The 19,007-nt window shown below is 67.3% G+C and carries 16 protein-coding genes, 1 tRNA gene and 1 pseudogene; 7 read left to right on the top strand and 11 right to left on the bottom strand.

Annotation, left to right across the window (positions count from 1 at the left end):
• Position 1: 1 nt before the first annotated feature.
• Genes ACSQ9A_RS06045 through ACSQ9A_RS06035 form a run of 3 tightly spaced genes read right to left on the bottom strand, consistent with a single transcriptional unit; the run spans position 2 to position 4,790 of the window.
• Complete coding sequence (locus tag ACSQ9A_RS06045) at positions 2–1,972, bottom strand: acetyl-CoA carboxylase biotin carboxylase subunit (protein WP_436303013.1); 1,971 nt, start codon at positions 1,970–1,972, stop codon at positions 2–4.
• Between the two features lie 3 nt (positions 1,973–1,975).
• Positions 1,976–3,595, bottom strand: a complete 1,620-nt coding sequence (locus tag ACSQ9A_RS06040; protein WP_436303012.1) for an acyl-CoA carboxylase subunit beta — start codon at positions 3,593–3,595, stop codon at positions 1,976–1,978.
• 19 nt (positions 3,596–3,614) lie between these two features.
• Positions 3,615–4,790, bottom strand: a complete 1,176-nt coding sequence (locus tag ACSQ9A_RS06035; protein WP_436303011.1) for an acyl-CoA dehydrogenase family protein — start codon at positions 4,788–4,790, stop codon at positions 3,615–3,617.
• Positions 4,791–4,920: 130 nt separating this feature from the next.
• On the opposite strand from ACSQ9A_RS06035, the gene ACSQ9A_RS06030 reads away from it, so the two are divergent.
• The 3 genes from ACSQ9A_RS06030 to ACSQ9A_RS06020 are packed head-to-tail and all read left to right on the top strand — an operon-like array spanning position 4,921 to position 8,364.
• A complete protein-coding gene (locus ACSQ9A_RS06030; RefSeq protein WP_436303010.1) occupies positions 4,921–6,711 on the top strand; it encodes an acyclic terpene utilization AtuA family protein in 1,791 nt (596 codons plus the stop codon).
• Positions 6,712–7,551 (top strand): GNAT family N-acetyltransferase, encoded by an 840-nt coding sequence (locus tag ACSQ9A_RS06025; RefSeq protein WP_436303009.1) that lies wholly within the window; start codon positions 6,712–6,714, stop codon positions 7,549–7,551. It abuts the gene before it with no gap.
• A 33-nt stretch (positions 7,552–7,584) separates the two neighbouring features.
• The gene (locus tag ACSQ9A_RS06020; RefSeq protein ID WP_436303008.1) at positions 7,585–8,364 is read left to right on the top strand and encodes a plasmid replication/partition related protein; all 780 of its coding nucleotides are present in this window, start codon (positions 7,585–7,587) and stop codon (positions 8,362–8,364) included.
• 65 nt (positions 8,365–8,429) lie between these two features.
• Here ACSQ9A_RS06020 and ACSQ9A_RS06015 read toward each other — a convergent pair whose 3' ends face one another.
• The gene (locus ACSQ9A_RS06015; protein WP_436303007.1) at positions 8,430–10,259 is read right to left on the bottom strand and encodes a pectate lyase; all 1,830 of its coding nucleotides are present in this window, start codon (positions 10,257–10,259) and stop codon (positions 8,430–8,432) included.
• A 545-nt stretch (positions 10,260–10,804) separates the two neighbouring features.
• On the opposite strand from ACSQ9A_RS06015, the pseudogene ACSQ9A_RS06010 reads away from it, so the two are divergent.
• Positions 10,805–11,719: pseudogene (locus ACSQ9A_RS06010) on the top strand (tannase/feruloyl esterase family alpha/beta hydrolase); the annotation flags it as partial.
• A gap of 22 nt (positions 11,720–11,741) precedes the next feature.
• Here the strand turns inward: ACSQ9A_RS06010 and ACSQ9A_RS06005 are convergent.
• The 7 genes from ACSQ9A_RS06005 to ACSQ9A_RS05975 form a co-directional block, all read right to left on the bottom strand.
• A tRNA-Ser gene (locus ACSQ9A_RS06005) sits at positions 11,742–11,826 on the bottom strand.
• 39 nt (positions 11,827–11,865) lie between these two features.
• Positions 11,866–12,426 (bottom strand): TetR/AcrR family transcriptional regulator, encoded by a 561-nt coding sequence (locus tag ACSQ9A_RS06000; RefSeq protein WP_436303006.1) that lies wholly within the window; start codon positions 12,424–12,426, stop codon positions 11,866–11,868.
• A 112-nt stretch (positions 12,427–12,538) separates the two neighbouring features.
• Complete coding sequence (hemW, locus tag ACSQ9A_RS05995; protein ID WP_436306263.1) at positions 12,539–13,717, bottom strand: radical SAM family heme chaperone HemW; 1,179 nt, start codon at positions 13,715–13,717, stop codon at positions 12,539–12,541.
• 77 nt (positions 13,718–13,794) lie between these two features.
• Complete coding sequence (gene rdgB / locus ACSQ9A_RS05990; RefSeq protein ID WP_436303004.1) at positions 13,795–14,394, bottom strand: RdgB/HAM1 family non-canonical purine NTP pyrophosphatase; 600 nt, start codon at positions 14,392–14,394, stop codon at positions 13,795–13,797.
• Positions 14,391–15,122, bottom strand: coding sequence for a ribonuclease PH (gene rph, locus ACSQ9A_RS05985; protein WP_436303003.1), 732 nt, complete (start codon positions 15,120–15,122; stop codon positions 14,391–14,393). The genes rdgB and rph overlap by 4 nt, the downstream gene beginning before the upstream one ends.
• A 27-nt stretch (positions 15,123–15,149) precedes the next feature.
• Positions 15,150–16,055 (bottom strand): PP2C family protein-serine/threonine phosphatase, encoded by a 906-nt coding sequence (locus tag ACSQ9A_RS05980; RefSeq protein ID WP_093109013.1) that lies wholly within the window; start codon positions 16,053–16,055, stop codon positions 15,150–15,152.
• Positions 16,052–17,059: a serine/threonine protein kinase gene (locus tag ACSQ9A_RS05975; RefSeq protein ID WP_093109014.1), complete on the bottom strand. Its 1,008-nt coding sequence runs from the start codon at positions 17,057–17,059 to the stop codon at positions 16,052–16,054. Before ACSQ9A_RS05975 ends, ACSQ9A_RS05980 begins: the two co-directional genes overlap by 4 nt.
• Before the next feature lie 91 nt (positions 17,060–17,150).
• Here ACSQ9A_RS05975 and ACSQ9A_RS05970 point away from each other — a divergent pair, with 91 nt between their 5' ends.
• From ACSQ9A_RS05970 to rpoZ, 3 genes are read left to right on the top strand one after another with little or no spacing between them, the layout of a single operon-like run.
• A complete protein-coding gene (locus ACSQ9A_RS05970; protein WP_093109015.1) occupies positions 17,151–18,068 on the top strand; it encodes a YicC/YloC family endoribonuclease in 918 nt (305 codons plus the stop codon).
• A 15-nt stretch (positions 18,069–18,083) separates the two neighbouring features.
• The gene (gene gmk / locus ACSQ9A_RS05965) at positions 18,084–18,704 is read left to right on the top strand and encodes a guanylate kinase (RefSeq protein WP_093109016.1); all 621 of its coding nucleotides are present in this window, start codon (positions 18,084–18,086) and stop codon (positions 18,702–18,704) included.
• Between the two features lie 30 nt (positions 18,705–18,734).
• Positions 18,735–18,938, top strand: coding sequence for a DNA-directed RNA polymerase subunit omega (rpoZ, locus tag ACSQ9A_RS05960; protein ID WP_093109017.1), 204 nt, complete (start codon positions 18,735–18,737; stop codon positions 18,936–18,938).
• Positions 18,939–19,007 lie beyond the last annotated feature (69 nt).

Here is a 19,007-nt window from a genome sequence, read left to right as displayed (position 1 = left end):
TTCAGGGCGCCTCGATCGCCAGTTCGGCCACCACGCGGCTGGCCGCGACCTGGTCGCCGGTCTTCACATGCAATGCTGTCACCCGGCCCGACGACGGCGCCGCATGCACGTGCTCCATCTTCATGGCTTCCAGGGTCACCATGGGCTGGCCGGCCTCGACGCTGTCGCCGACAGCCACCATCACCGCGACCACGCGGCCGTTCATCGATGCGCGCAGCTTGCCGTCGCCGGCTGCGTCACCGGACTTGAGCGCGGCCGCGCGCGTGTGGTCTTCCACGCGCAATTGGCGGCCCCGGTAGTGCAGGAGCAGCAGGGGGCCGTCGCGATGGCAGACCGCGCGCTCGGCCAGGCCGTTGCAGACGAAGCGCACCGAAGTCTGCACCCGTTCGACTCGATCGATCTCGAAGACGCTTTCGTCGATGCCCACGCTGAACCGATCGGGATGCGCGCGCACGACGCCGGCGCCGAGCATCCGGCCGTCGAGCGTGAAGCGCAGCGAGATCGGCAGCGTGTGCGTCAGGGGGCGCCCTTGGGACGGCCGCTCTCCGGCAACGTCGCAGAGCAGCACGGCCGCGAGCGCGGCGGCACGGTCCTGCGTGGCGCTGTCCGATGCGAGCAGCTCTTCCTGCTGCTGGTCGATGAAGGCGGTGCTCGCACCGCCGGCCGCGAACACCGGGTGCGCAAGGCAGCGCTGCAGGAAGAGCTGATTGGTCGTCACGCCCAGCGCCACCGCATCCTCGAGGCCGGCCATCAGCTTGCGCCGCGCCTCCTCGCGCGTGCGGCCGTGCGCGATGAGCTTGGCGATCATCGAGTCGTAGAAGGGCGGAATCTCGGCGCCCGAGCGCAGCGCATCTTCCACGCGCAACTGCGGCGGCATCTGCCACAGCGCCATGGTGCCGCTCTGGGGCATGAAGCCTTGCGCAACATCTTCTGCACAGAGGCGGACCTCGATCGCGTGGCCGTCGAAGCGCACCTCCTGCTGCGCGAGCGGCAAGGGCTCGCCGGCCGCCACGCGCAGCTGCAGCTCCACCAGGTCGAGTCCGGTGATGGCCTCGGTGACCGGATGCTCCACCTGCAGCCGCGTGTTCATCTCCATGAAGTAGTAGTTGCCCTCGCCGTCGAGCAGGAACTCGAGCGTGCCCGCGCCCTCGTAGCCGATGGCCTTCACTGCCGCTACGGCCATCGCACCCATGCGCTCGCGCAGCACCGCATCCACCGCCGGCGAGGGCGCCTCCTCGATGATCTTCTGGTGGCGGCGCTGCACCGAGCAGTCGCGCTCGCCGAGATGGATGGCATGGCCGTGGCGGTCGGCGAAGACCTGGATCTCGATGTGGCGCGGCGCGACGATCGCGCGCTCGAGGATGAGCTCCGGGTTGCCGAAGGCGGCTTCCGCTTCGGAGCGCGCGCTCTGCAGCAGCGCGGGAAACGCCTTCGCCGAGGGCGCCAGCCGCATGCCGCGCCCGCCGCCGCCGGCGGCGGCCTTGATCATCACCGGGAAGCTGATGCGCTCGGCTTCCGCGGCGAAGCATGCATCGCTCTGGTCGTCGCCCTGGTAGCCCGGAATGCAGGGCACGCCGGCGGCCTGCATCAATGTCTTGGCACCGGCCTTGTGGCCCATCGCGGCGATCGCCTCGGGCGAAGGGCCGATGAACACCAGGCCGGCCTTCTTGCAGGCACGGGCGAAGGCTTCGTTCTCGGCCAGAAAACCGTAGCCCGGATGCACCGCGTCCGCGCCCGCCAATGCGGCCGCTTCGAGAATCGCCGGGATGCACAGGTACGACTGCGACGGCAAGGGCTCGCCGATGCAGACCGACTGGTCGGCCTCCTGCACGTGGCGCGCATCGGCATCGGCGGTGGAATACACGGCCACGGTGCGAAAGCCGAGGGCACGCGCGCTGCGGATGATGCGCAGCGCGATCTCGCCGCGGTTGGCGATGAGGATCTTGCGGAAGGGCGTGGATGGCATGGCCATGACTCAGGGACGCGCCACGGAGAACTGCATCGCCTGCGGCCGGCGCAGCTCGGCATCGCGGCAGATCGAGAGCACTTGGGCGATCACGGCGCGCGTGTCGCGCGGATCGATCACGCCGTCGTCGAGCAGGCGCGCGCTGGTGGTGAACACGCTGGTCTGGCTCTCGAAGCGCTCGATGATGCGGCGCTCCAGCTCGTCGAGCTTGGCCTGGTCCACCGCGCCCTTGCGCTTCATCGCGGCCTCGGTGACCATGACCATGGTGCCGGCCGCCTGCTCGGCGCCCATCACCGCCGTCCTGGCGTTGGGCCACGAGAAGCAGAAGCGCGGATGGAAGCCGCGCCCGCACATGCCGTAGTTGCCGGCGCCGTAGGAGGCGCCGCAATAGAGCGTGATCTGCGGCACGGTGGCGTTGGTCACGGCCTGGATCATCTTGGAGCCGTGCTTGATCATGCCGGCCTCCTCATGCGCCTTGCCGACCATGTAGCCGGTCGTGTTGTTGAGGTAGAGGATCGGCGTCCGTGCCTGGCAGCAGGCCTGGATGAAGTGGGTTGCCTTGTTGGCGCCGGCGCTGTCGATGGGGCCGTTGTTGGTGACGACGCCGAGCGGCAGCCCCTCGATCTTGATGTGGCCGACCACGGTGGCGCTGCCGTAGTTCTCGCCGAAGGCCAGGAACTCGGAGTCGTCGGCGATGCGCGCGATCACCTGCCGCATGTCGACCGGGCGCTTGGGATCCATGGGCATGATGCCCAGCAGCTCCTCGGCGTCGTGGCGCGGCGGCTTGAAGCGGCGCGGCGCCTCGGCCGGCAGCTCGCGGTTCCAGTCGATGTGGGCGAGGATCTCGCGCGCGATGCGGATCGCGTCGCGGTCGTCTTCGGCCAGGTAGTCACCGAGGCCCGAGATCGAGGTGTGCATGAGGGCGCCGCCCAGCTCCTCCTCGGTCGCGATCTCGCCGGTCGCGGCCTTCAGCAGCGGCGGCCCGGCGAGAAAGGCGCGCGAGCGGCCCCGCACCATCACGATGTAGTCCGACAGGCCCGTCTGGTAGGCGCCGCCAGCGGTGGAGGAGCCGTGCGTCACCGTGATCACCGGCAGGCCGGCCGCCGACATGCGCGCGATGTTGCGGAACAGGCTGCCGCCCTTGATGAACTCCTCGACCTTGTAGGTGAGCAGGTTGGCGCCTGCGCTCTCGACCAGCTGGACGTAAGGCAGCTTGTTCTCGAGCGCGAGCTCCTGCATGCGTAGCGCCTTGTCGAGGCCCATGGGCTGCAGCGCGCCGGCATCGATGCCTGAGTCGGAGGCATTGACCATTACGCGCACGCCCGAGACCCAGCCGATGCCGCCGATGATGCCGCCGCCCGGCACGCTCTGGTCGAGCTCGGGCTTGTCCAGGCCGAGACCGGCCAGCGATGCGATTTCGAGAAAAGGCGAGCCCGGATCGAGCAGCAGCGAAACCCGATCGCGCGGCAGCAGCTGGCCGCGTTGCTCGAAGCGCTCGCGCGATCGGGCCGAGCTCGCCGCGCTGCGCTGCTCGCAGGCGCGCACGCGTTCGAGCAGGGCCAGCATGCCCTCGCGGTTGGCCTGGAAGGATTCGCTGTCGGGATAGATGGTCGACTCGATGCTTGCCATGTTCTTTTTTCCTTGCGCCTCAAAGGCCCAGCTGCCGCGCGGCCAGGTCCTTCATGACCTCTTCCGATCCGCCGCCGATCATCATCACCTTGACCTCACGGTAGATGCGCTCGCTCTTCGTGCCGCGCATGTAGCCCATGCCGCCCAGCAGCTGCACCGCCTGGTCGGCACAGAACTGCATGGCCTGCGTCGCCTGCACCTTGGCCAGGCAGATGCGCGCCACCAGTTGCGCCGGGTCGGCGAGCTGGTGCTCGATGCGGTAGGCCAGGTCGTAGACGAGCGCGCGCGCAGCGTCGATGCGCAGGGTCATGTCCATCAGCTTGTGGCGCACCACCTGCCGCTCGGACAGCGCCGTGCCGCCGATCGTGCGCTGGCGCGCCCAGTCCACAGCCTCCTCCAGACAGACCTCGGCATAGCCGCAGGCCAGCGACGCCATCAGCAGGCGCTCGGTGTTGAAGTTGCGCATGAAGAGCTTGAAGCCGCGGTTCTCCTCGCCCACGAGGTTGGCCACCGGCACCCGGCAGTCGTCGAAGCGAAGGTGCGCGGTGTCGGAACTCCACCAGCCCATCTTCTTGAGCGGCGTGCGGGTGAGCCCCGGCGTGCCACCCTCGATCACCAGCGCGGAGATGCCGCCGGCGCCCAAGACCTTCGGGGCGGTGCGCACCGCAGTCGTGATGAAGTCGGCGCGCACGCCCGAGGTGATGAAGGTCTTCTCGCCGTTCACGATGTAGTGATCGCCGTCGCGGATCGCGGTGGTCTTCAGGTTGGCCACGTCGGAGCCGCCCGAGGGCTCGGTGACGGCCAGCGCAGCAATCTTGCGGCCCGCGAGCACCGGCGGGATGACGCGGCGTTTCAACTCTTCGCTGCCCGCGGCAAGAATCGGCGGCAGCGCGATGCCGTGCGAGTTCATCGAGGCCTGCACGCCGCCAGAACCGCAGCGCGCGAACTCCTCGGCCACCACGAGCTGGTAGAACACGTCGGCCGGCGTGCCGCCGTATTCCTCCGGATAGCCCAGCCCCAGGATGCCGAGTTCGGCCGAGCGCGCATAGAGCGAGCGCGGAAAGGTCTCGGCCTCGTCCCACGCGTTCACGTTGGGCGTGATCTCGCGCGAGATGAAGTCGCGGACGCTGGCGCGGAACTGCTCGTGATCGGGACTGAAATAGAAGGGCAGCGGCGGCGCATCGAGAAAGTCCATTGACGACTCCTTGTCGCGACCAAGGCTAGCGGCCCGGCGCGCCCAGGTCTTGCGCGTAGTGGCTGCGGCCCTGGTCCACTAGCGAGTTGACGCAAGCGCAGCGCGCGGCGGATCGCTAAGCTGCATCTCCATGACAAGCAGCAGCAAGATCGTCCGCATCGGCGGCGCCTCCGGCTTCTGGGGCGACAGCATGGTGGCCGCGCCGCAACTGGTGAAGGGAGGGCGGCTCGACTACCTGGTGTTCGACTACCTGGCCGAGACCACGATGGCCATCCTGGCGGCGGCGCGCGCCAAGCAGCCCGAGCTGGGCTGGGCCACCGACTTCGTCGACATCGCGATGAAGCCGGTGCTCGGCGAGGTGAAGCGGCAAGGGATCAAGGTGATCAGCAACGCGGGCGGCATCAATCCGCACGGCTGCGCGGCTGCGCTGCAGGCCATGGCCGAAGCCGAAGGCATCGCGCTGCGCATCGCCGTGGTCGAAGGCGACGACATCGGCGCGCAGATGCCGGCCGTGCGCGAGCGCGGCATCCAGGACATGTTCAGCGGCGACGCCTTGCCCGAGAAGGTGCTGAGCGCCAACGCCTACCTCGGCGCCGCGCCGATCGCCGCCGCGCTGGCGGCCGGTGCCGAGGTGGTGATCACCGGACGCTGCGTCGACAGCGCCGTGACGCTGGGGCCGCTGATGCACGAATTCGGCTGGACCCACGACGACTTCGACCTGCTGGCCTCCGGCAGCCTCGCCGGCCACATCATCGAGTGCGGCTGCCAGGCGACCGGCGGCCTGCACACCGACTGGGAAGAGATCCCGGACTGGGCAAACATCGGCTACCCGATCGTCGAGTGCCATGCCGACGGCAGCTTCGTCCTGACCAAGCCCGAGGGCACCGGCGGCAAGGTGGTCCGCGCGGCGGTGGCCGAGCAACTGCTCTACGAGATCGGCGACCCCGGCGCCTATCTGCTACCGGACGTGAGCTGCGACTTCCGCGAGGTCGTGATCGAGCAGCAGGGAGAGAACCGCGTGCGCGTGAGTCCTGCCAAAGGACGCCCGCCGACGCCGAGCTACAAGGTTTCGGCGACCCAGCAGGGTGGCTACCGCTGCGCGGGCAGCCTGGTGATCGTCGGCATCGATGCCGAGAAGAAGGCCCGACGCACGGCCGAGGCGATCATCGAGCGCACCGGCCGCATCCTGCGCGAGAGCGGGCAGCCGCCCTTCACCTCCACCTACATCGAAGTGATCGGCGCCGAGTCGCTCTACGGCCCGCATGCGTGCACGCGGGCGTCGCGCGAGGTCATGATGCGGGTGGTGGCCAATCATCCGCAGAAGGCCGCGCTCGCGATGTTCGCGCGCGAGATCGCGCCGGCGGGCACCTCGTGGGCGCCCGGCACCACTGGCCCGGGCGGCGGGCGGCCTTCGGTGTCGCCTCTGATCGAGCCCTTCTCTTTTCTGCTGGAGAAAGAGGCAGTGCCGGTCGCCTTCGTGCTCGACGGCGAGCGGCATGCGGTGCCCGTTCCGGCGGGAACGGGCGACGGTGTCGCGCCCGATGTGCCAACGCCCTCTCCATGGATCGATCCCGATGAGCCGATGGAGAAAGTGCGCCTCATCCAGCTCGCCTGGGCGCGCAGCGGCGACAAGGGCAACCTCTCGAACATCGGCCTGGTCGCACGCCGCCCCGAATGGCTGCCGCTGCTGTGGGAACGCGTGACGCCCGATGCCGTGGGCGCCTATTTCGCGCACCTGGTTCACGGCAAGGTGGAACGCTTCTACCTGCCCGGCATCGCCGCGATGAACCTGCTGCTGCACGATGCGCTCGACGGCGGCGGGCCTTCATCGATGCGCATGGATCCGCTCGGCAAGGGCATGGGGCAGATGCTGCTGGACATGCGGATCAAGGTTCCGCGTTCGCTGGCCGCGGGGCTTTGAATGCAGAGCAGGCCCGACACCCGCTTCGCCCCCGCCGCCGAATTCGGCCGCAGCGAACTCACCGCGCTCTGGAATCGCGCCTACGAAAACTACTTCGTTCCGATCGCCTTCACCGAACCGCTCTTCGAGAGACATCTGCGGCGCGCGAGCGCCGACCTGGACCTTTCCAGGCTGCTCCTGATCGGCGACGCGCTCCATGGCATTTCGCTCGTGGGCCGCAGGCAGGAGCGTGCCTACTTGGCCGGCTTCGGCATCGCCGGCGCGCAGCGGGGCCGAGGGCTGGCAAGGGCGCTGCTCGAGGCACAGATCTCGGCCTTGTCGGACGCGGGGATGCGCGAAATCGTCCTCGAGGTCATCGAACAGAACCCGGCCCGGATGCTCTACCGCAAGGCGGGCTTCGCGGAGATTCGGCCCTTGGTGGTTCTGGAGGGAACACTTGCGCAAGGCCGCGCATCTGCCGGTATGGCGCTCGACGCTGCCGCCCTCGCATCCGCGCATGCGCTGTGCAATGCGGACACACGTCCGACCTGGCGCCGCGAAATCCCCACGGTGCTGGGCGCCGTCGCGACCGAGGGGGCAGTAGCCCTCGGCGTGCAGCGGGACGCCGCCATCGTCGGCTACGCCGTCTATCTCGAAGGCAGCGAGAACAGCGCGCTGCTCGATGCCGGCGCGCTCGACGAGGCCGCGGCTTCCGATCTGCTGGACGCCCTCGCCTGCGCGCGCGTCGGCACGACATGGCGGCTGGTCGACGAGCCGCCGGACAGCGCCCTGTTTCGCGCGGTGACCGCGCGCGGGCTGGCAACCGGCATCCGTCAGGTGGAGATGCAACTCGCGCTCTGAGAGAATGCCGCCCCTATCCCTGATCCCGCATCCATGAATATCGTCGTCAACGAAGAACTAAGAACCTATATCGACCCGTTGACCCCCGAGGAACACGAAGCGCTGGAGCGAAGCATCCTGGCCGAAGGCTGTCGCGATGCACTGGTGCTGTGGGGCGATGTCCTGGTAGATGGCCACAACCGCTACGGCATCTGCCAGAAGCACGGGCTGCCGTTCCAGACTGTGCAGAACACGCGCTTCCAATCCATCGAGGACGTGCACCTGTGGATGATCGACCAGCACCTGGGCCGACGCAGCGTCTCGGACTTCCTGCGAGGCGTGCTGGCGCTCAGAAAGAAGGAGATCGTGGCCGAACGGCAGGCCCGCACGCCGGCAGCGACCGCGCCGGCAGAGGTTCAGACCTCGGCAGACTCGTCCGCGCCGTTGAACAGCCGTGAAGCCGTCGCCAAGGCCGCTCGCATCAGCAGCAGCCAGGTGGTGATGATCGAGAAGATCCGCAAGCAGGCCGCGCCCGAGCTGGTGGCGGCCGTCAAGTCCGGCACGATCTCGATCAATGCCGCGGCGGCCGTGGCGAGCTTGCCGGCCGAAGAACAGGTGGCTGCCGCAATCGCCGGCAAGGATGAACTGAAGCAGGTCGCCAAGCGCGTCCGCGAGGCCAGGCGCAAGCCGCGCGAGGAATCGGCGCCATCCGACGACTCGGCAAAGCCCGATCTCGTGCAACGGCTGGAACAGCGCGTGGCCGACCTGACGGCCGAGAACGAAGACTTGCGCAGGCAAGTGGCCGATCTGCTGCAGGCGCAGCGGACGGGCTAGCCGAAAGGCTGGTGCCCCTCTGCTGCACCAGCCTTTCTGTTACAGCGGATTCACCCGCTGCGCTCTCACACCACCGGAGCGAGGAACGCGACCAGCTTGCCCGTGTTGGCGACGAAGTCGCTGGTCGAGATGCCCAGCGGCCGCTCGCGCGGCTGGTAGGGCTCGATCTCGGGCGGGGTGAGCGGGTCGTACGGCGAGGTGTCGTAGACGTCGCCCACGTGCTTGCTGCGGTAGGCGTCGCCCGTATACGGCGTGGTGGGGCCGTTGCCGCGGAACGGGTTGGTGACGAACGCGATCGGCGAGAGCCAATAGTCCTTGTCGCCGAGCGCGTCGACCACCGCCTGTGCCTGCGCCTCGGTGACCGTCGGGCTGGTCATCGTCGCGCCCGCGAACAGGTCGGGGAAGTCGACTTCGCGCAGCGAGAAGTACTTCGGCAGGTCTCTCGGCCTGCTGACCTTCAGCGGCGACCCCGCAGTCATCTCGGCAATCGCGGCATCGCTCATCGACGCGAGCAGGTCGTAGGTTGCCTGAAGACTGCCGATGTTGACGCTGCGGCCCGCCGAGTAGTGGCTGAGCGTGGCGCGATGGTCGTCATCGAAGTAGTACGCACCGTTCCAGATGTTCGAGCCGTAGCGGTGGACAAAACGCGGCTGGTTCGTCCCCAGCTCGATGAAGGTGGGATGCGTGCGTCCGGCGAGCTGCGGGTTGTCGGCAATCATCTCGGGCGTCAGCTTGCAGCTGTTGAGCCACGCGATCGCTTCCGGCACCCGCGCCAGGAACGTCCTGTCGCCGGTCAGCCGGAAGTAGTGGAACAGCTGCAGCACGTTGGTCTGCGTCGTGTGCGTCGCGAGCGAGCGCGGCTCGTAGGTGCGCGCGCCGGCCGGCGCCCCGGCCGGGCGGCCGTCGCGGTCCTCGGTCAGGTGCTGCAGCGCCCAGCCGGCCTGCGGCCCCGGCTGCTGCAGGCGCCGCAGGCATTGCATCGCGCGCTGCACCGGTTCGATCAAGCGGGTCTCGCCGAGTCCCACCACGCACATCAGCATGAACTTGATGTTCTCGCCGGCCACGTCGTCGTTGAACGTGATCTGGCGCGTGTAGTCGCCGTCTTCCATTCCCTGGGTCGCGCCCGGCGGCAGCTGCTGCGGGTTGGGCAGCGGCATCGACGAGACCGAGCCCGGGAACGGCGGATAACGTTGCGGCCAGCCGCCGTCGGCGATGCCGCTGCTGAACTGCGCGCCGGTCACGAAGTCGATCGCCTTGTACAGCGGGCCGCGGAAGCGCCGATCGCGCTTCTCGAGGTACATGCGCAGCAGGAACTGCGACGCCACCGCGGTGCCCGCGTCGTCGAAGGTCGCGTTGCCGTAGTAGTGCTGGAACTCCTCGAGCCGCCAGCCGTTGGCGCCGATCGTCTCGTACCAATGCTTGAGCGAGGCCTCGCCGGCGAAGTCATGGATGTAGTTCCAGCCGCCGGCCGGATGCTGCGCCGCAATCAGCGCAAGCGCGGTGCGCTCGGCGGCCTTGTAGAAGAGCTCGTCGCCGGTCGCGTGGTAGGCGTCTAGGAAGGCGTGGCCGGCCGAAGGCGTGCCGGGCGGCTGGATCCAGCACATGGTGCGCTTGGCCTCCATCTCGCCCCAGCTGACCGACAGGTCGGGCAGGTAGGCCCAGACGTAGCCGCCTCGGTAAGACACTTCTTCGTCCATGAAGCGGACCGCTTGCCGCAGCGCCGAGCGGACGCGCTTGCGGAACTTGTCTGCGGCATCAGGTTTCTCGTCCGCGACAGCGTCGGGTTTCGAGCTCCCGGCGCTGGCAAGGGCTGGGGCCCCGCCATCGCCGCCGCCACCGCAGGCGGCCAGGGCCAGCGGGCTGAGTCCGGACATCACGAATCTTCTGCGTTTCATCGCTGCTCCTCAAAAGGTGGATTCGCCCACCTCCGGTAACACCGGGGGAATCTCATGCCCTGGTGACCGGGGATCGGGCCGTGGACGAGACCCGGCCGGGCGGCGAGCGCACGGCACGGTTTCGACGGCATGTGCGCCGGAACGCCTGGTTGTCATGATTCTTGGCGCCACGGTGCAGCATGTCGTCGGTCATCGTATGACTTGAGCTTCCAGTCAGGACTGGTGGAAACCATGACTGGCACAGTACAACCGCCACTGAAGTGCAATCAACGGCTGCGGATCAGGTCCGTCTGCACACTTATGACATCAGACGACATAGACGTGTGATACGCCATCGCGCTGCCGCCGTGTCGACCGGGGTCCTGCGGGTTTTCCCTATTATTTAGTTATCTCTGAAAACTATATTGATTATTTGAAATAACGTTATGACTACCCGGGTCCACCCCGGGCCAGGAGTCCAAGATGCTCGCCCCGTCGGCATTGAAGACGAGCCCCGTTTTCCCGGTCACATCGATGGCCCACGAACCGCCTCACCTCAGAGGGCCGTGCGGTCCGCCTTCACGCAAGCGGAGATGAACACGGTGGCCAACGCGGTGCTCGCGCGTTGCGACGCACTGGACGGAGCGGCGGACGGGATGGTCGCGGACGTCCAGATGTGCAAACAGGCATTCGATCTGGCCACCGCCGTACCCACATGCGGCGGCGCGCGCGACGGCAGCTGCCTCACGGCCGCGCAAAAGAGCGTGCTCGACAACGTCTTCTCCGGCGCGAGGAACAGCGCGGGCACGGCGATCTACAGCAGCTTTCCCTACGATGCCGGCATCAACCGTGCCGATTGGCGCCAGTGGGAGTTCTCCAATTCGCAAAGCCTGGATACCGCTGCGGTCGGCTTCGTTTTCAGCACCCCGCCGCTGGGACCGAGCCGCCTGTCCGGCATCGATTTCGCGCTCGGATTCAGCATGGACATCGATGCGCCGAGCATCTTCGCGAGCACTGCGCTCTACACCGAGTCATCGATGTCCTTCATGACGCCGCCGAACCCGAGCAACCTTTCCGCGCTTCGCGACCGCGGCAGCAAGCTCTTCGTCTATCACGGCACCAGCGATGCGGTGTTCTCGTCGGACGACACGACAAGTTGGTACGAGCAATTGCGCGCGGCGAACGGCGGCGATGCATCCGGCTTTGCTCGCTTCTTTCCGGTGCCCGGCATGAATCATTGCGGGCGCGGCCCAGCCACCGACCAGTTCGACATGCTGACGCCGCTCGTCGCGTGGGTGGAACAGGGCAAGGCGCCTACGGCGATCATTGCCGCGGCTCGCGGGGCGGGCGCCAATGTGGTCAACACCGAATTGCCTGCCGACTGGTCGGCCGATCGCACGCGGCCGCTGTGCCCGTATCCAAAAACGGCGGCCTACGTAGGCGACAGCATCGAATCGGCCTCCAGCTTCGCGTGCCGATAGCAGCCGGTGCGCACCTGGCCGGCGGAGAGTGTGAGATTCGAACTCACGGACGGTTGCCCGTCGGCAGTTTTCAAGACTGCTGGTTTAAACCACTCACCCAACTCTCCGGGACTGTCTTCGCTTTGCGCGAAGGCGTGCGGGCGATTTTAGTCGCCGGGCGGAGTCGGGGCCCACCCGCGCATCACCAGGTCCACAATGCCCGTGGCCCAGGCGCGGCGCTCTTCGGGGCCTGCGAGCGGCTTCGAGATGAAGAAACGCACGCCGCCAAAGGCCAGCGTCGAAAGCTGCACCGCCGCCAGTTCCGGAGAAGGCACGTGCAGCTTTCCGGTGCGGTGCGCCTCGGCCAGGTACTCGACCACCGGTGCGAGCACGTAGCTGTTCTCGGCATAGAGCGACTTCGCGAGTTCAGGAAAGCGCACGGCCTCCGCGATCACCAGGCGCAGCAGGGCCAGCGTCTTCGGCTCGGTGGCGCCGAGGTACATGCGTTCGACCAGGTCGAGCAGGATCTCCCTTTCGTCAGCACCGTGCCGCACGAGAGTGGCCTGCATGGTGTCGCGGGCACTGCTGACCGCACGGTGCACGACCTCCCGAAACAAGGCCTCCTTGTTCTCGAACTGGCGGTAGATGGTGATCTTGGCGACGCCCGCATCGCGCGCGATGGCCTCGATGCTGGTCGCCGCGTAGCCGTTCTCGAGAAAAGACTTCAATGCAGCAGCGAGGAAGGACTCGCGCAGGGCCGCCGCCTGCTCTGGACTGGGTCGTCCACGCGACCTGCGCTGGGTTTCATCCGGGAGCGTTCGGTTCGGCATGGTTTTGCGCTCACGCATCCGGCAGGAAGATGGCCTGCAGATCGCTCAGGAAGTCGAAGCCGCGCGCCGTCGGCCAGACGCGCGCGAGGTCACGCTCGATCAGGCCTTTGCGCTCGGCTTCCTCGAGCCCGCACTGAATGGCGGTGATGGCCAGCCCGGTGCGTTCGCCGAACTGCGCCAGCGTGAAGCCCTCCTTGAGGCGCAGGGCGTTGAGCATGAATTCGAAGGGCAGCTCGGCAAGGCCGACCTCGTCGCTCTGCGCGATCGCCTGGCCGGCGAGCGCATTGTCCATGTAGAGACGCGGCTCCCGGAAGCGCACCTGCCGTACCACGCGGTGCGCAAAACTCAGCTTGCTGTGCGCGCCGGCGCCGATGCCGAGGTAGTCGCCGAACTGCCAGTAATTGAGGTTGTGCGCACAGGCATGGCCCGCACGCGCATAGGCCGAGATCTCGTAGCGGTTGAGACCATTCTGCGCGGTGCGCTCGGTGATGCGGTCGAGCATCGCGTAGGCGGCGTCGTCTTCCGGCACCACCGGCGGAAACTTGGCGAAGTAGGTGTTGGGCTCGATGGTCAGGTGATAGACCGACAGATGCGGCGGCGCCAGCGCCAGCGCCTGATCGAGGTCCGCGTCGAGGCCCTCCAGGGTCTGGCCCGGCAGCGCGTACATCAGGTCGAGATTGAAGGTGTCGAAGGCGAGCGCTGCCTCCTCGACCGCCGCGATGGCCTGCGCGCGGTCGTGCACGCGGCCGAGCGCCTTCAGGTGCTCGTCGTTGAAGCTCTGCACGCCGACCGACAGCCGCGTGACGCCGGCCGCCCGGTAGGCGCGGAAGCGATCGCGCTCGAAGGTGCCGGGGTTGGCCTCCAGCGTGATCTCGCAGTCGGGCGCGAGCTTGAGCCGGGCACGCAGGTCGCCGAGCAGGCGGTCGATGGCGGCCGGCGAGAACAAGCTGGGCGTGCCGCCGCCGATGAAGATGGTGTGCACGCCGCGGCCCCAGATCAGGGGCAGAGCGGCGTCGAGGTCCGCGATCAGCGCATCGAGATAGCGTTGCTCCGGCAATGCGTCGCCATCGCCGCCGCGCCACTCGTGCGAGTTGAAGTCGCAGTAAGGGCACTTGCGCAGGCACCAGGGCAGGTGGACGTAGAGCGACAGCGGCGGCAGCGCCGACAGCTGCAGCGGCCCCGGCCGCATCAGGTGCAGCACGTCGTTGGCATGAGCCGCGCCACCGGCGCGCTCCTGCGCGTTGCTGGTGATCGGGACGACGAGGCTCACAGCCAGCGCTCCCGCATCAAGGCCAGCATCGCGCGCGCTGCCTGGCCGCGATGGCTGTTGGCGTTCTTCACTTCGGTCGCCAGCTGGGCGAAGGTCTTGCCGAACTGCGGCAGCCACATGACTGGATCGAAACCGAAGCCGTTGTCGCCGAAGGGCTCGCGCGTGATCTCGCCCGCGGCGCGGCCCACCGCGATCAAGGGCTCGGGATCGTCGGCGCGGCGCAGCGCAACCAGCGTGCTGACGAGCGCGGCGCGGCGGTCGGCGACGCCGGCCATCTGCTCGAGCAGCGCGCGCACGTTGTTCGCGTCGCCCTTCTCGTAGCCGAACTGGGTGGCGTAGTAGGCGGTGGCCACGCCGGGCAGCCCGCCGAATGCCTCGACGCAAAGGCCCGCATCGTCCGCGATGGCCGGCAGGCCGGTCGCCGCCGAGGCGTGGCGCGCCTTGGCCAGCGCGTTCTCGACGAAGGTGAGAAAGGGTTCCTCGGCCTCGCCGACCTGGAGTTCAGACTGCCGCACCAGCTCGACGCCGAGCGGCGCAAACAAGGCCTGCAGCTCGGCGAGCTTGCCGGCGTTGTTGGAGGCCAGAACCAGCTTCATCCGTTCGACAATGCCTGCGCCTGCAGCGCAGTCAATTCGGCGATACCCTTTTCGGCCAGCACCAGCAGCGCATTCATCTCTTCGCGCGAGAAGGCCGCTCCTTCGGCCGTGCCCTGCACTTCGACGAAATGGCCGGCGCCGGTCATCACCACGTTCATGTCGGTGTCGCAGGCCGAGTCTTCGATGTATTCGAGATCCAGCAAGGGCGTGCCCTGCACGATGCCGACGGAGACCGCGGCCACGTGACCGCGAATGGGCGAGGCCGCGATCTTGCCCGCGGCCAGCAGCTTGTCGACTGCATCCTGCGCCGCCACGAAGGCGCCGGTGATCGCGGCCGTGCGCGTACCGCCGTCGGCCTGCAGCACATCGCAGTCGAGATGGATCGTGCGCTCCCCCAGCGCGGCCAGATTGAACACGGCGCGCATGGAGCGGCCGATGAGGCGCTGGATTTCCTGCGTGCGGCCGCTCTGCTTGCCGCGCGCCGCTTCTCGATCGCTGCGCGTATGCGTGGCGCGCGGCAGCATGCCGTACTCGGCCGTGACCCAGCCCTCGCCGCTGCCGCGCTTGTGCGGCGGCACCTTTTCCTCGACCGAGGCGGTGCACAACACGCGCGTCTGGCCGAACTCGATCAGCACCGAGCCCTCGGCGTGAATCGTGAAACCGCGCGTGACGCGCACGGGGCGCAACTGGTCGGCGGCACGGCCGCCGCTTCGTACGAAAACTGTCATGTGGAGCGAAAAAAGAAGGAAGAAAAATCAGGCTTTGCGCGCAGCGGAGCGTCGTATCGCCTCGTTGATTTCGGCAATCGAGCGTTCGATCGCGTCCTCGTCGAGGTCGTCGAGTTCGCTGTCGGAGGGCATGCCGGCCTGGATGGTCGAGGCGAACACGCCGTCGCTGATGCTGTCGGTCGACACGCCGCGTGCCTGGCCCGTCGCCTCGGGCATCTCCCACTCGAGCGCGATCAGCGTCACGTTGTCGCTGTGGGTGCCGCCGTTGCGCAGTGCCATCTCGGCCAGGTCGGGCGCCGCATCGGAGACGGGCTTGCCGGAGGAGAGCGTGTGCACGATCAGGGCTTCGTCCAGCACGCCCCAGAGGCCGTCGGAGCACAGCATGATGCGGTCGCCGCGCTGGAGCTGCAGCGGCGCCGAGATGTCGAACAGCGGCGTGGTCGGGGAACCCAGGCAGGTCAGCAGCAGGTTGCGGTTGACGATCTCGGCCCCGGCGTTGGCGCGCGGCCGCTCGGCGTGGGAGTGGTCGCGCGTGCGGGTCAGCAGCTCGCCGTCGCGCACCACGTAGAGCCGCGAGTCGCCGCAATGGATCCAGGTGGCGGTGGTCCCCTGCAGAACGGCGGCAACCACCGTCGTGCGCGGGGTGTCGAGCATGCCCTTGTTGCCTGCGTAGCGCATGATCTGCTGGTGCGCGGCCATCACCGACGCAGTCAGGAATGCCTTGACGTCCTTGACGATCGGTCGCGCCTCGCGCTGGTACAGCGCCGCGATGGTCTGCAGCGCCAGCTGGGCCGCCACCTCGCCTTCGGGATGCCCGCCCATGCCGTCCGCCAGCACGAAGAGGCCCGATTCGCGCGTGTAGCAGTAGCCCATGCGGTCTTCGTTCTTGAGACGGCCACCCTTGCGGCTGACCTGGAAGACGGAGAATTTCATGCCGGACGTGTCGTCGGCGCTGCCGCCTTCGGCAACCCCTTCTTTTCGAAGGACCGCATGTTGTCGATCGACAGCCGGACCTTCTCGCTCACCGTGAGCTTGGTGTAGCGGCGCTCGCCTTCGCGGCTCAGCTCCTTCTGCAGCGCGAAGACCGACTGCGGACGCGAGAGCGGGTCGAGCGACATGCACCACTCGACCACTTCGATCAGGTTGTCGGAGTAGATGCCGCGCAGGCGCGAGAGCGACAGGCCGAGCCGGTCTTTCTCGATGCGCTGCGGGGCGTCGTTCGGGGGATAGCCCTGCATGCAGGCATAGATGCAGGCGCCGATGGCGTAGATGTCGGTCCAGGGGCCCATCGACGAATCGCGGCGGTACATCTCTGGCGCCGCGAAGCCGGGCGTGTACATCGGGCGGATGAAGTTGCCTTCCTTGGAGAGCACTTCGCGCGCGGCGCCGAAATCGATCATCACCGCGCGATCGTCGTCGGTCACGAAGATGTTGGCCGGCTTGATGTCCAGGTGAAGCATCTTGTGCTGGTGCACGATGCGCAGGCCGCGCAGGATCTCGTCGAACAGCGAACGGATGGTGGACTCACGGAAGACCTTCTGTTTCTTGAGGTCCCGCGCGGTCACGATGAAATCCTGCAGGGTGGCGCCCTCCAGGTAGTTCATGACCATGTAGACGGTTTCGTTCTCGCGGAAGAAGTTGAGCACGCTGACCACCGAGGCATGCGAGATCTGCGCGAGCGAACGCCCTTCCTCGAAAAAGCTCTTCAGCCCCAGCCGGTAGAGCGACAGCTTTTCGGGCGGCACCTGGGGCGCAAGCTCGCCGGTGCCCCGGGTTGCCAGGGAGGAAGGAAGGTATTCCTTGATGGCCACCTGCTGGCCACTTTGGTCGACGGAGAGGTAGACGACGCCGAAACCACCGGCAGAAAGCCGACGCACGACGCGATAACCGCCGATGACCGTGTCAGGCAACAGGGGCGAAGGTTTGACCTTTGACATAATCCGGGAGTTTCGCCCGAAGGCGATGGTGCGGCAAGCGAACGCCGTGCCGTCGTCTCGGTGCGTACACACAATTTCACAGCGAGGCGCAATGCCAGTTTACAGCATGACCGGCTATGCCAGCGGCCAGAACGGCCCCGCGGGCAGCCACGCCGACACCGAGCCGCGGCCCCATGGCGCGGGCCGGCTCGGGGTCGAGATTCGCTCGGTCAACAGCCGTTTTCTCGACCTCACTTTCAAATTGCCCGAGGAGTTGCGCCAGCACGAGCCGGCCTTGCGCGAACTGCTGACGGGGCAGCTCAAGCGCGGCAAGGTCGAGCTGCGCGCCTCGATCGAAGGCGGCGGTACCGCGGGCATCGGCGAACCCTCGCCCAAGTTGCTCCAGCGGCTCAACGGCGTACAGGACAACATCAAGTCCTGGCTGCCGGCTGCCCGGGAACTCAGCGTGGCGGACGTGCTGCGCCTGGCGGCCGGCGACACACAGGCGAAGGGTGACTTGGGGCCTGAGCTGTCCGAGGTGGCGGAGAAGACGCTCAAGGCGCTTGTTTCGGCGCGCGAGCGCGAAGGCGCCCGGCTTGCGCGGATGCTGCAGGATCACCTTGCCCAGCTGCGCAAGCTGGTCGAGCAGGCGCTGCCGCTGGTGCCCCAGCTCGTCGAGCAGCAGCGCACCCGCTTTCTCGAGCGCTGGCAGGAGGCCATGGGCCTCGCCGCCGGCGGCACGCCACCGGAAGCGGCGCAGGATCGCGCCATGACCGAAGCCACGGCCTTTGCGATCCGCATTGATGTCGCCGAGGAGCTGACGCGCCTTAACTCGCACCTCGAAGAGATCGAGCGGCTGGTCAAGAAGGGCGGCGAGATCGGCAAGCGCCTCGATTTCCTGATCCAGGAACTGCATCGCGAGGCCAACACCCTGGGCTCCAAATCGGCGACGCTCGAACTCACCCGGATCGGCGTCGACATGAAGGTGCTGATCGAGCAGATGCGCGAGCAGGTCCAGAACATCGAATAAGCAGAGAACGAGCGAATGGATTACCCCGGCAACATTTTCGTGGTCGCAGCGCCGAGCGGCGCCGGCAAATCAAGCCTGGTCAAGGCCCTGATGGAGCTCGATTCCGCCGTGCAGCCATCGGTGTCGCACACCACCCGCCCCCCGCGCGGCCAGGAAAAGCATGGTCGCGAGTACTTTTTCGCTTCGCACTCGGAGTTCGACGCGATGGTCGCCTCCGATGCCTTCGTCGAATGGGCGCACGTTCACGGCCAGCGCTACGGCACCTCGAAGAAGGCAATCGAAGAGCGGATCGCCCAAGGCGCGGACGTCATCCTCGAAATCGACTTCCAGGGCGCGCTCCAGATCCGAAAAACCTTTGCCAACGCGGTGACGATCTTCATCCTGCCGCCGAGTTGGGAGGAACTGCGGTCCCGGCTCGAACGGCGCGGGGAGGACAGCGCCGCGGTCATCGAGCTGAGGCTGCAGAACGCCGCCGAGGAGATGGCACGCGCAAACGAATTCGACTTCGTTATAATCAACGAGTTATTTGAGCGCGCACTTTTTGACCTCAAGGCGATTGTCCACGCTCAGCGGCTCCGGTATTCGGCACAGCGCCGCGCGCGTGCCGACACTTTTGCCGCGCTGAACATTCCCTGATCCCGATCACCTGTACGTCGAAAGATCCTCATGGCCCGCATCACCGTCGAAGACTGCCTGCAACACATTCCGAACCGCTTCCAGCTGGTGCTGGCAGCCACCTACCGTGCGCGCATGCTGAGCCAGGGCCACGCGCCGAAGATCGAGAGCAAGAACAAGCCCGGTGTCACTGCCCTGCGCGAGATCGCAGAGGGCAAGATCGGGATCGAGATGCTCAAGAAAGTGCCCGGCTGAGTTGACGCACGCTTGCAACAAAGAGCACCGCCTTGCGGTGCTTTTTTTATGCCTGGACGCGTCGAATCG

Origin of the sequence: Variovorax sp. LjRoot290 (assembly GCF_964253985.1) — a bacterium.
Taxonomy (GTDB): domain Bacteria; phylum Pseudomonadota; class Gammaproteobacteria; order Burkholderiales; family Burkholderiaceae_C; genus Variovorax.
The sequence above is the reverse complement of the archived record's forward strand: the minus strand, read 5'-3'. Positions and strand labels throughout refer to the sequence as shown.

Excerpts from the sequence above, each read along its gene's own strand:
- ACSQ9A_RS06045 (WP_436303013.1), bottom strand. The coding sequence starts at position 1,972 with ATGGCCATGCCATCCACGCCCTTCCGCAAGATCCTCATCGCCAACCGC.
- ACSQ9A_RS06040 (WP_436303012.1), bottom strand. The coding sequence starts at position 3,595 with ATGGCAAGCATCGAGTCGACCATCTATCCCGACAGCGAATCCTTCCAG.
- ACSQ9A_RS06035 (WP_436303011.1), bottom strand. The coding sequence starts at position 4,790 with ATGGACTTTCTCGATGCGCCGCCGCTGCCCTTCTATTTCAGTCCCGAT.
- ACSQ9A_RS06030 (WP_436303010.1), top strand. The coding sequence starts at position 4,921 with ATGACAAGCAGCAGCAAGATCGTCCGCATCGGCGGCGCCTCCGGCTTC.
- ACSQ9A_RS06025 (WP_436303009.1), top strand. The coding sequence starts at position 6,712 with ATGCAGAGCAGGCCCGACACCCGCTTCGCCCCCGCCGCCGAATTCGGC.
- ACSQ9A_RS06020 (WP_436303008.1), top strand. The coding sequence starts at position 7,585 with ATGAATATCGTCGTCAACGAAGAACTAAGAACCTATATCGACCCGTTG.
- ACSQ9A_RS06015 (WP_436303007.1), bottom strand. The coding sequence starts at position 10,259 with ATGAAACGCAGAAGATTCGTGATGTCCGGACTCAGCCCGCTGGCCCTG.
- hemW (WP_436306263.1), bottom strand. The coding sequence starts at position 13,717 with ATGCGGCCGGGGCCGCTGCAGCTGTCGGCGCTGCCGCCGCTGTCGCTC.
- rdgB (WP_436303004.1), bottom strand. The coding sequence starts at position 14,394 with ATGAAGCTGGTTCTGGCCTCCAACAACGCCGGCAAGCTCGCCGAGCTG.
- rph (WP_436303003.1), bottom strand. The coding sequence starts at position 15,122 with ATGACAGTTTTCGTACGAAGCGGCGGCCGTGCCGCCGACCAGTTGCGC.
- ACSQ9A_RS05980 (WP_093109013.1), bottom strand. The coding sequence starts at position 16,055 with ATGAAATTCTCCGTCTTCCAGGTCAGCCGCAAGGGTGGCCGTCTCAAG.
- ACSQ9A_RS05975 (WP_093109014.1), bottom strand. The coding sequence starts at position 17,059 with ATGTCAAAGGTCAAACCTTCGCCCCTGTTGCCTGACACGGTCATCGGC.
- ACSQ9A_RS05970 (WP_093109015.1), top strand. The coding sequence starts at position 17,151 with ATGCCAGTTTACAGCATGACCGGCTATGCCAGCGGCCAGAACGGCCCC.
- gmk (WP_093109016.1), top strand. The coding sequence starts at position 18,084 with ATGGATTACCCCGGCAACATTTTCGTGGTCGCAGCGCCGAGCGGCGCC.
- rpoZ (WP_093109017.1), top strand. The coding sequence starts at position 18,735 with ATGGCCCGCATCACCGTCGAAGACTGCCTGCAACACATTCCGAACCGC.